At 41.5% G+C, this 12,874-nt stretch carries 9 protein-coding genes and 1 pseudogene; 5 read left to right on the forward strand and 5 right to left on the reverse strand.

Features of this window, described 5'->3' with window-relative positions; translation table 11 throughout:
* Window positions 1–18: 18 nt before the first annotated feature.
* The 4 genes from V7K49_RS19765 to V7K49_RS19780 all read right to left on the reverse strand — a co-directional run bounded on the left by V7K49_RS19765 (window position 19) and on the right by V7K49_RS19780 (window position 5,359).
* Entirely contained in the window at window positions 19–1,416 is a 1,398-nt protein-coding gene (locus tag V7K49_RS19765) for a PAS domain S-box protein (RefSeq protein ID WP_335207012.1), read from the reverse strand.
* A 4-nt stretch (window positions 1,417–1,420) separates the two neighbouring features.
* Complete coding sequence (locus V7K49_RS19770) at window positions 1,421–1,660, reverse strand: helix-turn-helix domain-containing protein (RefSeq protein ID WP_334871757.1); 240 nt, start codon at window positions 1,658–1,660, stop codon at window positions 1,421–1,423.
* Window positions 1,661–2,428: 768 nt separating this feature from the next.
* Window positions 2,429–3,904, reverse strand: a complete 1,476-nt coding sequence (locus V7K49_RS19775; protein WP_335207014.1) for a pentapeptide repeat-containing protein — start codon at window positions 3,902–3,904, stop codon at window positions 2,429–2,431.
* A gap of 828 nt (window positions 3,905–4,732) precedes the next feature.
* A complete protein-coding gene (locus V7K49_RS19780; protein WP_335207016.1) occupies window positions 4,733–5,359 on the reverse strand; it encodes a pentapeptide repeat-containing protein in 627 nt (208 codons plus the stop codon).
* A 237-nt stretch (window positions 5,360–5,596) separates the two neighbouring features.
* Here V7K49_RS19780 and V7K49_RS19785 point away from each other — a divergent pair.
* A pseudogene (locus tag V7K49_RS19785) lies at window positions 5,597–6,047 on the forward strand (FAD-dependent oxidoreductase); the annotation flags it as partial.
* A gap of 115 nt (window positions 6,048–6,162) precedes the next feature.
* Here the strand turns inward: V7K49_RS19785 and V7K49_RS19790 are convergent.
* The gene (locus V7K49_RS19790; protein WP_335207017.1) at window positions 6,163–7,983 is read right to left on the reverse strand and encodes a tetratricopeptide repeat protein; all 1,821 of its coding nucleotides are present in this window, start codon (window positions 7,981–7,983) and stop codon (window positions 6,163–6,165) included.
* Window positions 7,984–8,347: 364 nt separating this feature from the next.
* On the opposite strand from V7K49_RS19790, the gene V7K49_RS19795 reads away from it, so the two are divergent.
* The 4 genes from V7K49_RS19795 to V7K49_RS19810 all read left to right on the forward strand — a co-directional run bounded on the left by V7K49_RS19795 (window position 8,348) and on the right by V7K49_RS19810 (window position 12,864).
* Complete coding sequence (locus V7K49_RS19795; RefSeq protein WP_335207018.1) at window positions 8,348–10,138, forward strand: hypothetical protein; 1,791 nt, start codon at window positions 8,348–8,350, stop codon at window positions 10,136–10,138.
* 168 nt (window positions 10,139–10,306) lie between these two features.
* Entirely contained in the window at window positions 10,307–10,624 is a 318-nt protein-coding gene (locus V7K49_RS19800; protein ID WP_335207019.1) for a hypothetical protein, read from the forward strand.
* Between the two features lie 190 nt (window positions 10,625–10,814).
* The gene (locus tag V7K49_RS19805) at window positions 10,815–11,069 is read left to right on the forward strand and encodes a SemiSWEET transporter (RefSeq protein ID WP_335207020.1); all 255 of its coding nucleotides are present in this window, start codon (window positions 10,815–10,817) and stop codon (window positions 11,067–11,069) included.
* A gap of 148 nt (window positions 11,070–11,217) precedes the next feature.
* Window positions 11,218–12,864: a B12-binding domain-containing radical SAM protein gene (locus V7K49_RS19810; protein WP_335207021.1), complete on the forward strand. Its 1,647-nt coding sequence runs from the start codon at window positions 11,218–11,220 to the stop codon at window positions 12,862–12,864.
* Window positions 12,865–12,874: the final 10 nt, after the last annotated feature.

Below are 12,874 nucleotides of genomic sequence, written 5' to 3' on the forward strand. Positions count from 1 at the left end.
TTGACCACTCTTCATCTGTTAAACTGCTTGAGTACATAAGTAATAAAAAATACTTTTAATCTCCCGGTACACCAGATCCCAAATGGGTTCTATAAATCCGGCGATGTGGCGAAGCGGTGCTCGCAAGTCGTGAGAGACTGAATAGGAGAAGGATTCTAGTTCCTTATTGGCAACTTCGAGTTGGAGGGTGCGCTCTTGAATCCGTTGTTCCAGCATTTCGTTCAGTTGTTGCAGGGCGGCTTCGGCAACTTTGCGATCGTGGATATCAACACAGGAGCCAATATAGCCGAGAAATTCTCCTGTTGGTGCAAACCGAGGCACACCAGTATCGAAAATCCAACGGTATTCGCCATCAAAGCGTCTGAAGCGATATTCCATTTTGAAATCTTGTCGGGCATCAAAGGCATTGATGTATGTGTCTAAGCAATGCTGAAAATCATCCTCATGAACATTTTTAGCCCACCCGTTGCCCATCTCTTGCTCCAGAGTCCGCCCGGTAAACTCTAGCCAGGGTTTATTGAAGTAATAACAGAGTTTGTCTGTGCCAGACATCCACACCAGTACGGGAGTGGTGTCTGCCAGATGACGAAAACGGGCTTCACTTTCACGCAACGCTGCTTCTGCCTGGTTGCGATCGCGTTGCGCGGCTTGTCGTTCGCTTAAGTCAAGAACAAAACCAATTATAGTCTCTTCCTGCTTGACAAAGCCAAGTAAGGCAGGAATTAGAGAGCCGTCTTTACGGATGTATTCCTGCTCAAAGGGCTTACAACTCCCGGCAATTCTCAGTTCTTGAATTGATCGCTCACTCACCTCAAGGTATTGGGGTGGGGTGATCTCGCCCCAGCGGATTCGACCAGAGCGCAAATCCTCGCGTGTATAATTGAGCATTTGCAGAAAGGCATCATTCGCTTCAAGGATCGAGCCGTTTACATCAGCCATAATGATTCCAATAATATTGGACTCTACTAAGCAACCAAACCTTGCCTCACTTTGGCGTAAAGACTTGAGGCTCGCTTCAGCTTTCCTTTGGGCTGTGCGGCGTGATTCGTTGAGCCAGATAATTAACCCTGCTGTGATCATGAACACGGCCAGCCGCACTAAAATGTCCCGATGTGTAATGTACAGCGGATAGAGCGGCTGAAGAAACAAGTAGTTGACTACCAAAGTAGACAAAACAGTTGCAACTAGTCCTGGTGCGAAACCCCCGTACCAGGCACTCACCATCACCGCTGCAAAAAATAGCGCAGCAGGCGTTGCGCTCAGAAATGGACGCAGCAGCAGCGTTACTCCGAGTGCTAAGGCAACGGATAGCAAAGCAATAGTATAGTGCAACAGTTGCTCTCGAATGATTGCGCCCTTGTTTGTACTGCTAGCAAAGATGTCTTTAGGTTTAGATGTCCTCACTTTATGAGTCATAACCCTACTTTGCTTCTGGAAAATACTGGTTGAGCAGCCTTTTACCAGGTTCACCCATCTTCGGTAACATTTCTTCTATAAGTTTTAATGCTATATTTGAAGGCACTGTATGCCCATTTTGCCAGCGATTGACTGTTTTGAATGAAACTCCTAATCTAGTAGCAAACTGTTTCTGAGAAAGATTGAGTTGCTGCCGAAACTCCCGAATTAAATCTAAACTTTTTAGCCCTTTTGTTACAGACATCTCCTTTTCCTGTTCCCATAGAATTACTAAGATAGGACAGGTGTCCTATTGTTTATCTCTTGCTTAGGGAATATTTATCAGGTTATACCAGGAAGTTAGGTTTTGCAGTCACTCTAGCCAATCTTATATCTTAAAAAGGTCACGTTTGAGGTTCAAAGGCTCGACGTTGAGCTTCAAAGGTTCAACTTTGAGATTAAAAGGCTCAACGTTCAGGTTCAAAGGCTCGACGTTGAGGTTCAAAGGCTCGACGTTGAGGTTCAAAGGCTCGACGTTGAGGTTAAAAGGCTCGACGTCGAGGTTAAAAGGCTCGACGTTGAGGTTCTAAGGCTCAAGTTTCAGAATCGTATAGCAGTTTTTAATTGCATGGAATACAGACCACTCGTAGGGGCACAGCATTAATACCTCGTTTCCAGCCTCTGGCTGGAAATGCTCTTCAATTGCGGCTCTGCCGCTAGTCTTGAGGCGGAGCCTCACATTAGGCATTCCCAGTCAGAGACTGGGAACGAGACAAACGAGACAACGAGACACACGAGACACACGAGACACGAGACAAAGTAAGCGACTATAACGCATGAAATAATAAATAATGCAAATACAGTAAATGAAATTAGAAATATAAATGAATTTCTGGGTGTGTCTGTGTTGTTATCAGACATAGATTATGTTTCTTCCTGATCTCCAGAATTGTTACGGAGACTTTTGGTAAAAACTATAGCATTAAGTGAAAACGGTAGAATGCGCCCAAATAACTAATGATGCTGCGCTAACTTAACCAGACTGCCGCCAATCTGTCGGTACTTCTATATAATCAGGTAGGCGAGTAGTGCGATCGCCAAGTGCCTTTCTAATCTGCTGCAACTCTAAGTTTTTAGCCCCTGTTAAAATTGTCCCTTCCAGTTTGACATTACTAAGGTTAGCTTCTGAGAAATTAGCTCCCATCAGGTTTGCCTGAGTCAGGTTAGCTTGATAAAAGGTTGCCCTATACAGGTTTGCTCCGATGAGGTTTGCTTGATGCAGGTCAGCTTCCGTTAAGCTGGCTTCAGAGAGGTTGGCAAAATAGACTTCTGTTTGGTGAAGTTTTGCTGCATTCAAGTTAGCCCCTGAAAGGTTGGCCCCATTTAAGTTAGCCCCTGAAAGGTTAGCACCAATTAAACCCGTCATGTGCAGATTGGCTTTACCCAGTTTTGCTCCTTGCAAGTTAGCGAGAAACAACTTTGCTCCAGAGAGATTGGCCATTTTTAAGGTTGCTTGTTGCAAGTTAGCTTTATAGAGGTTTGCTCCTTGCAGATTAGCTATACGCAGACTTGCGCCGCAGAGGTTGGCTGAACGCATGTTTGCCCCACAAAGATTAGCGCGGTTGAGATTAGCCCAACAAAGGTTTGCTCCACATAGGCTAGCTTTTTGTAATTTAGTTTCATAGAGAATAGACCTAACGAGTTTAGCGCCATTCAGGTCAGCCTCACTCAAGTCGGCTCCACGCAGGTCAGCCCCACTCAGGTCAGAACCACGTAAGTCTGCTTGTTGGAGATTAACTCCTAGCAGGTCTGCTCGTCTGATGTCGATATTGCGTAAATCAAGTTTCTGATCTTTTGGGTCTTCGAGTAAATTACGCCTGCCGATGACAGTTAGGGCTGCTTGAATATCAGTGCGGATGTTTGGCAATTCTTCATGGAGGTTTTGCTCCAACTGCTGAGTCGGACGCGATCCACCTCTACGCCTACCTGAGTAATCTGCTGGTGAATGTTCCGGCTTTTGTTGCTCTACCCTCACCGGCTGGATAGGTACATTCTCTCGCACAAAGGCAGTGAGGATTTCCATGATTGTCCAGTGTTCAGTAGGAAAATCCTGAGCAACTCTTTCTAATGCATAAATTGCACCTGTTCGGGTTTCAATCTTATCATGACCAAGCTGGGCAATTGCCCCCATAAAGCGTTCTGAAATCAATCTGTCTTGATTGATTTTGGCATTCTGAATGCCAATTTCCAGGTTTTTCTCAGCTGCGATCGCATTTTTCTGCATCGCTTGGGCACGCTTTGATGCATAATAAGTATTAAATATTGCTGCCGATGCTAGAAAAACTATTGCAGTAGTTGTTAATGCTTGGTTTCTATATTGGATTTTTTCCTGAATTGACAACTCCTTAATACTGGACAACGCGAATAAAATTACAGTCAATGAGAAGCCAAATATAACTGTTATAGTTATCAACCAATTCAACGGAGCGTCTGTCTTTTTAGAAGACATGGTAAAGATTTTCCTTACAACCTAGAATTATTACTTAGATATTTGGGAAAAATAGTATAGCATTTAGCAAAAAATTATAATAGGTGTCAAGGCACTCATTGAACTAAGGAATGACATCGAATATACTTATACGTTCCGACAGAAATAAACCACCCATTCCAAAACAATGAAACGCTTGTGGTACAAGAATTACGAATTCCGCCTTATCTACCAGAGCAAAAGCGAACACGTAGCGTCTCGTAGATAAACCGTACTATAGCAATCTTATTTGATATGATGTCCGGGCAATTACAGCAGTTTTCATGTATTTGAACCACATCTGTCGTAGGGGCGCAAGGCCTTGCGCCCCTACCGCGTGGTTTATTTACCTGAAAATAGCTGTAAGCATCATAAGAGAACCCCACCCCGCCCAAGCTGCGCTTGAGCTAACCTAAGAGGCTGCTCTTAGTGGGGGTGGGGTTCTTCTATGGGTAATTTAGCGGACATTATTATGTGAGTTGTAAAAATTATCGTAGACGCGCAGCGGCTTGCCGTAGGCTACCGCCATCTCTGCGAGAGGCTTCCGCCAACGCGTAGCGTCTTTAAGAGTTGCCGCCTTTCCTTCTCTACCAGAGGCTGCGCCAACGGAACGCTACGTGAACGCGCAGCGTCTCGTTAGAGAAGAGCGCCAAAAGAAGAAGGAAAGAAGTTTACGAATTATTTAGGACTGCTATAGTAAACTGTGGCGGAAGTTTGACTACTTTTAACAAGGGGATTTTGCCCGTTGTTAAGCCCCAAGTCTTGTTAATTGAAATGGTAGCTGGATTTACACCTTGCGGTACTAGTATTTTACTTAGAAAATTTGGCTTCCCTAAGATTTGCCCCATCAAGTATGGCATCATCGAGAATAGCCCCGTCCAACCTAGCTAGATATAAGCTTGCACAATGTAGGTTAGCTCCAGAGAGGTTAGCTCCTTTTAGGTTAGCTGCACTGAGGATTGCTCCTTCTAGGTTGGCTAGATATAAGTTAGCTCCTTCTAGGTTAGCTGCACTGAGGATTGCCCCAGCAAGATTAGCTTCTCTGAGATTAGCCCCAGCAAGATTAGCTTGATAGAGATTTGTCTGTTCTAGGTTCGCCCTATTCAGGTTTGCTCCTCTCATGTCCGCGTGACTCAAATCAAGTTGCTCATTTTCTGGGTCTTTATTTAAGTAGCTCGGCATAAATAATTCCAGGTTTGTAGTCAGGGCTTTAGCCCTAACATCAGGGCTAAAGCCCCTACTAAAAGCCAATCTCAATGTTTTCACATTACTTAACATAGTTTGATTTATTCCCGCCGATTTACTTACATCTCTTCTAGCGATAACGGTAAGGGCTGCTTGAATATCTGCACGAACTTTTGCCCCGATATTGCTTGTTACTTCCTTTTGGGGCATGTAATAAGCATTTTCTCGGACAAAAGTAGTAAGAATCTCCATGATTATCCAGTGGTACTGTGGATAATTATGGGCAATTTGCTCTAAATCATTAATAACAGCGAGACTGGTTTCTATTGTCTTATTCCCTAGTTGTTCAATTGCTATTTTTAAACGTTGTTTTTGTAAATTATACTGAGTTTGGTTAACTTTTTGCTGAAAAGCATGTATCCCCAGACATATTTTTGAGAATTGACTGTTATTTGTTGATGAAATATTTTTTGAAATATTTTTTACAGTATGAAAAGAATTAATGATTACTGTCAACATACGATAGTTAAAGACTTAGTGCTGATTGGTGGCAGTCACAGCCATGCAATTGTCCTGATAATGTTTGGAATGAAGCCGTTACCCAAAATCCGTTTGACGTTGATTACTGCAAATCAAAAGACAGCCGACTCTGGAATGTTACCAGAACACATTGCTGGATTTAACAGCCACGATGAATGCCATATTGATTTGCGACCTTTAGCGAACTTTGCTCAAGCACAGTTGTATATTAACAGAGTAGTTGCCCTAGACTTGGAAAATAACAAAGTTGTTTGTGCTAACGGACTTCCGGTAGATTTTGATGTGCTGTCTATTGATATTGGCAGCACTCCGGCCACAGTGTCTGTATCAGGTGCAGCAGAATATGCGATCGCAGCTATTGGAACATTGGTATGAACTAATTGAAGCTGTAGGTAAAAATTGGCGCACGCAATCTCATTTACATCGGATTTTACATCAAACTCAACAACCAATTCAAAATCTGGAAATTCATTTATTCCAGCGTGACAATGCCCAATGCCTAATACCCAATTTCTTCATTGAAGCTGTTCAATTAGCTGAATAATTTGTTGATAATACTGGATATTTCCTTCTTGATAATATAAGTCAGCGGATTTCCGGAAATCGGCAATTGCTCCTTGGGAGTCTCCCAGATTTTGGTAGACATCTGCCCGAAGGATGTAAGCTGAAGCCCAATTAGGCTGACGCTCTAAGGCTTTGTTTAAGTCTGCAAGCGCTCCTTGTAAGTCTTTTAATAAAGAACGGCTACGACCCCGATTGTACCAGTCTTCAGCAAAACTGGGGTCGATCGCGATCGCTCGACTGTAATCTTCTATTGCCCCTTGAAAATCTTCTAAGGCATAGCGAGCATTAGCGCGATCGCTGTAAAATGCAGCAGATTGGGGATTAATTTCCAAAGCTTGGGTGTAATCTGCGATCGCACTTTCATATTCTTCTAAAGCATAGTGGGTTGAACCTCGGTTGTAATATGCTTCAATTAAATTAGGATTAATTTGTAATGCTTGATTATAATCTGCGATCGCCCCCTGTTCATCTCCTAAAAGACGACGAGCATTTCCTCGATTGCAGTACGCTTGAGAAAATTCCGGCACAAGCTCTATTGCTTGGGTGTTATCGTCAATTGCTCCCTGTAAGTCTTGCAGGGCTTCACGGGCAATACCCCGACCATAATAAGCTGCGGCTAAGTTATCATTAATCTCTAATGCCCGATCATAATCTTTAATTGCTCCTTTATGATCTGCTAAAGAACGACGAGCCGCTGCGCGATCGCAATATCCTTCAGCTAAATTAGGATTGAGTTGTAATAGGCGATTGCTATCTTCAATTGCACCTTGATAATCTCCCAGTCGGCGACGAGCATTCGCCCGAAAGCCGTATACTAAAGCTAGAGTCGGATTTTCTTGTAACGCTTGGTCATAATCTGCGATCGCACCCTCATAATCCTCAAGAGTACTACGGACAAGACCCCGCTCACAATAGGCTTGCAGATCATCCGGATTCAACTTTAACGCTTGGTTAAAATCCTCAATTGCTCGGTGATATTCTTTGAGATGAGCAAGAACTAGACCCCGATTGTAATATGCCCCGGCAAACTTGGGGTTAATTTCTAGGGCGCGGTTGTAATTTGCGATCGCACTTTGATAGTCTGCTAAAGCGTAGTGGGCATTACCTCGATTATGATAAGCCTCCGCCAAGTTGGGATTTAATTGTAATGCTCGGTCATGATCCGCGATCGCTTCCTGATAATTGCCTAAGATATGATGAATATTACCCCGATTGCTGTAAGCTGCGGCAAAATGGGGATGCCACTGTAAAGCTTGTTGAAAATCTGCGATTGCTCCTTGATGATCACCGCTCTCAAAACAAGCTACACCCCGATTATGATAGGCATTGGCAATATCAACATTGATATTATCAGCTAATTGGGTACTAGTTTCTATTGTTTGGATATAATCAGCGATCGCTTTGTCGTAGTTTTCTAAGGCAAAGTAAGCATTACCCCGGCTGTGGTAAGATTGGGCCAGATTGGGATCGATTTCTAATGCTCGGTTATGATCCGCGATCGCTCCTTGATAATCGGCTAAAAAGTAACAAGCATTACCTCGTTGACAGTAGGCTTCGGCAAAATTGGGATTGATTTTTATGGCGCGATTAAAATCTGCGATCGCACCACGATAATCTTTAAGTTGACCACTGAGAATAATTCCTCGATTATGGTAAGCTTCGGCATAGTTAGGATTGAGCTTGATTGCTTGGGTGTAAGCTGCGTTCGCTCCTTGATAATCCCCTTGCGAACTGTGGTTTAATCCTTGATTTAAGAAGTCTTCAGCATTCATGTAATTTTTTGGGGTTTCGACATTCCCTAGCTTTCAGGCAACGGGATTTTTAACGATATGTTTTGAAAATCGTTACAGCTACTATTGTGCCTCTTGCTAAGATTTTAATTCCTGATTTTCTATTAGCCCAGATCAGTGCGACGTATTTCAAGCGACTTAAACAGCAGCAAGCACCGCAAATATAGCGTTTCCTAATCACATAAAGTACATCATAGCCCTTTCCTCGCTTGCGGGGTGGGGTTCTTGTACCTCACAACAGCCGAGAACCGCTATAAAAAGGGCGAGTCAGACACTCACCCTTTTTTATTGGTATTATAGTAGCGGATAACACATTTAACTAAGTGCGATCGCATTTGTTAGCAATATGGATAAAGAGGATCAAAACAGGTTAAAACACTTTACTGCCCTCAAGTTTAAATACCAAGCAAATAAATATAAAGATTCATCACCCTCTAGTTTTCTATATCTCATACTACGAAAAGTTGACTTAGGAATTGAACTCTTTGATTTAGAATTTAATTGGTTACAAGAGCATGAGCTTTTTGAAACCCTTGAAATTATCTGGCTACAACAATTTAGGATGGGAGAATCCAAAAGACTAGAAGCTGAATTTTCTCATCTTAGAGCTAAGTATAAAGTTGCCAAAAATTGGGAATCATCAGTAGGCAGTATTTTGTATCCGATACTTTGGAAACTTGAATCAGAAAATAGTTTGACTGATTCAGAAGTTAAATTATTGCAAGAGAATAATCTTAGTCAAACAGTTGCAATTGTTCAAGATATAAAATGCTTTGCTGATTTAAAGGAGAAATATCAAGCCACCAAGTATCAAGATTCATCTCCTGATAACCGACTGTATAAAATACTAAAAAAGTTAGATACAGAAGCAATTTTAAGTGATTCTGAATATGAGTGGCTGCTAAATCATGAACTTTTTGAAGCTATAGAAATTTTTGAAACACAAGAGTCTGCAAAACGAGCTAAAGTTACTCAGCTAAAGAGTAAGTATAAAGCAAGCCAACACCCAGACACATCCTTATTAAGTCAACTATATCAAATACTACAAAAACTTGATGCGGACAAAAAATTAATTTATTCAGAAATTTACTGGCTAGAACGGCAAGGACTTACCGAAACAATTGCTATTGCGGAGGAACTCGAATTAAAACGACAATTTGTTGCATTGAAGGCAAAGTATAAAGCTAGCCAATATGAAGATTTATCACCTGCTAATTATTTATATGCAATTCTGAAAAAAATTGATTCAGAAACTCATTTAAATGAGCAGGATATTATTTTTTTAATCCAGTCTCAATTGCCGGAAACAATTGAAATTGCTAATGACAAATATGCTTCTGTCTTGAAGTCAAAGATAATATCAGGAGTAGTCGTGAGCGATTTAGAAATTGACTGGCTGAGAAAGAATCAATATGAAGATATCGTTATTTTAGCTCAACACAAGCACTTTGCTGCGCTCAAAAGAAAATATGGATTGGCAGATCCTTCACTTCCACTAGAGCCATTTTACGCAATCATGGTCAAACTAGAGAAAAAAGAACGGCTAGATCCTAAGTTGGTTTTGCAGCTTATTGAAGAGGATCTATTATCTCGTGGCGGAAAAATTGCTCTTACATATTATAAACTAGAAGCAGAGTTTTATGAACAAGAACTTGGACGTACTGGACACAAGTGGAATATCCCCACAGCTAGTGGTTATTGGCGCAAAGCAAATGAACCTGAACGGGCTTTAAAACTTACTAACCTGGACTTAAATAGAGTCAATGATAGTAATCTAAAATCAGCTATTTTAGTCACTAGAGGAGCAGCATTTAGAGATAGTGATAAATTAGATGATGCCGAAACTTGTGCAAATAAAGCTATGGAGTATCAGCCTGATAGTCATCAACCTTACACCTTAATGGGTGCTATATGTTATGACAAATATGATTATGAACAAGGTGATTATTGGTTTGAACAAGCTATTGAGCGTGGGGCTGAAACTGAAGATATAGATGCTGAAAGAAAACGAGTAGTCAGGAGTACAAAAGATGAGAATAAACGACATGAAGCAGCAGAATATTTACTAAAAAAAGATTCACAACGCTACTCTTGGGCTAAGTCTTATCTCAATAAATCGTCAGATAATAGTAAATAAACTGGTTTGCATCACCAAACTACCAATATGACCAGATTTATTCACAACCAATTTGCCAAAGACTACCTCGAACAATTACTCGCTCCTTACGGCGAAGTTCAAAAGCAAGCAATTGACTAACTAGAAGCACTTACTCCTGATAATCCTTTCCGAAAAGCAGCGTTAGAATTGCTGTACAACTTGCAACAAAACTTACAAGTCACTCAAAATCAAGACGAGGAAGATAGGGAATTACTTATGCGATTAGCACCACTTTACCAACAAGACCGAGAACAGGCGATACAAGAAGGCGAACAACGGGGACTCGAAACAGGAATTCAGCAGGGAGAACACTTGGTGGTGGAAAACTTGCTGAAAGTTCGTTTTGGTGAAATAGATAATGAGCTTCAAGAAATTATTAAACTTTTATTAGCGTTACCACCAGAAGAGTTTACGCCTTTACTATTGCAGTTATCCCGTGAAGAATTAATTAATCGGTTTTGCTAGTGTTAATCAAATATCCTTTAATGATTAGGAGAAAGCTTAAAAAAGAAGAAAAAAGTTAAACTATCTCCCCTTTTTTTCTCCACTTTCTACCTGGCGTTAAAATGCAAACTTGAAGACATTAATCCAGTATTATAAAAATTATTTTCTAAATTTTTAACTAAGAAAAACTTTATTTTATAGGTTTGTATAAATGGATTTTCTGACAATTATCGGATTAGCTGCTGCCACACTAACCACCACTGCCTTTTTACCACAGATGTTTCAGATATGGCGAACAAAATCAGCAGAAGATGTTTCTTTCATCATGCTGATTACATTTATCCTCGGTGTTTTTTTGTGGTTAATTTACGGAATTTATCTACAAGCCTTGCCAATTATTGTTGCTAACAGCTTGACATTGTTTTTTAACTTGATAATTCTATGGCTTAAAATTAAATATAGATAAAGAAGCCCTGACAACTATAAATAAGTCGCGGCTACACAAACTCTCGTCAGCCTGCGCGGACTAAAATCAAACCCACCTCGTGGGTTTTGCCTGTATAGGCGCGACTTAGAGTCGCCCACATTTTCACAAACACCCGTAAAAAACGCCTGTGACATCATCTGTATTTGACTCTGAACACCTTCTGTTTACACCCACCACCCCAGATACCAACGCTATCCCCATAATCTTCGCCTTTCCCAATGAGTACAGCGTAGGTATCACAAGCCTCGGCTATCAGGTAGTTTGGGCAACCTTGGCAATGCGTGATGATGTGCAGGTGAGTCGCCTGTTTACAGATACTCACGAACAACTCCCCAGAACACCGGAAATTGTGGGATTTTCGATTTCCTGGGAACTGGATTATGTGAATATTTTAAATTTGCTGGAATCTTTAGAAATTCCCATTTTGGCAACTTCTCGTGATGATTGTCATCCGATAATTTTTGGTGGTGGCCCCGTTCTCACAGCTAATCCCGAACCTTATGCAGATTTTTTTGATGTAATTTTATTGGGGGATGGCGAAAACCTACTGGGAAATTTCATTGAGGCTTACAAAGAAGTAAGAAATGCTTCTAGACAAATTCAACTAAAAAGACTTGCACAAGTCCCAGGAATTTATATTCCCAGTTTATATGAGGTGGAATATTACGCAATAGATGGTGCAGTAAAGTCAATTAAACCAATTTCTCCAGAAATTCCCGCAGTGGTGCAAAAGCAGACTTATCGGGGAAATACTCTCTCGGCATCGACTGTAGTCACCGAAAAAGCCGCATGGGAAAATATTTACATGGTGGAAGTGGTGAGAAGTTGTCCAGAAATGTGCCGTTTTTGTTTGGCGAGTTATCTCACACTGCCTTTTAGGACAGCCAGTCTTGAAGGTTCATTAATTCCAGCGATCGCCAAAGGTTTAGAAGTTACAAATCGGCTAGGATTATTGGGGGCTTCAGTAACTCAACATCCAGAATTTGAGACTTTGCTAGATTATATTAGTCAGCCAAAGTACGATGATGTCCGTCTCAGTATTGCATCAGTGCGAACCAATACCGTAACAGTCCAGTTAGCAGAAACTTTGACGAAACGAGACACGCGATCGCTTACCATTGCTGTAGAAAGTGGTTCTGAGAAAATCCGGCAAATCATCAACAAAAAGCTGCATAACGATGAAATCATCCAAGCTGCGATAAATGCCAAAGCTGGCGGCTTAAAAAGCTTGAAACTTTACGGAATGGCAGGTATTCCCGGTGAAGAACCAGAGGATTTAGAGCAAACTGTGGCGATCATGCGTAGTATCAAAAAAGCTGCGCCGGGATTGCGCTTAACATTCGGATGCAGCACTTTCGTACCCAAAGCACACACACCATTTCAATGGTTTGGGGTGAATCGTCAAGCAGAGAAGCGGTTGCAGTTTTTGCAAAAACAGCTAAAACCACAGGGGATAGAATTTCGCCCAGAAAGCTATAATTGGTCGATTATACAAGCTTTGTTATCGAGAGGCGATCGTAGAGTGTCCCAACTTCTCCAACTTACTCGTGACTTTGGTGACTCCTTGGGTAGCTACAAACGGGCTTTCAAACAACTCAAAGGAAAAATCCCCGATTTAGATTTTTACGTCCACGCCGAGTGGTCAACAGAGCAAGTATTACCCTGGAGCCACTTGCAAGGGCCTCTGCCACAGTCTACACTACTAAAGCATTTGGCTGATGCTAAGAGTTATATCAACCCATCCCCAAAGGAATTACAGCCATTGAATTCATAGCTGAAAACTT

It is taken from the genome of Nostoc sp., assembly GCF_036919675.1.
GTDB lineage: Bacteria > Cyanobacteriota > Cyanobacteriia > Cyanobacteriales > Nostocaceae > Nostoc.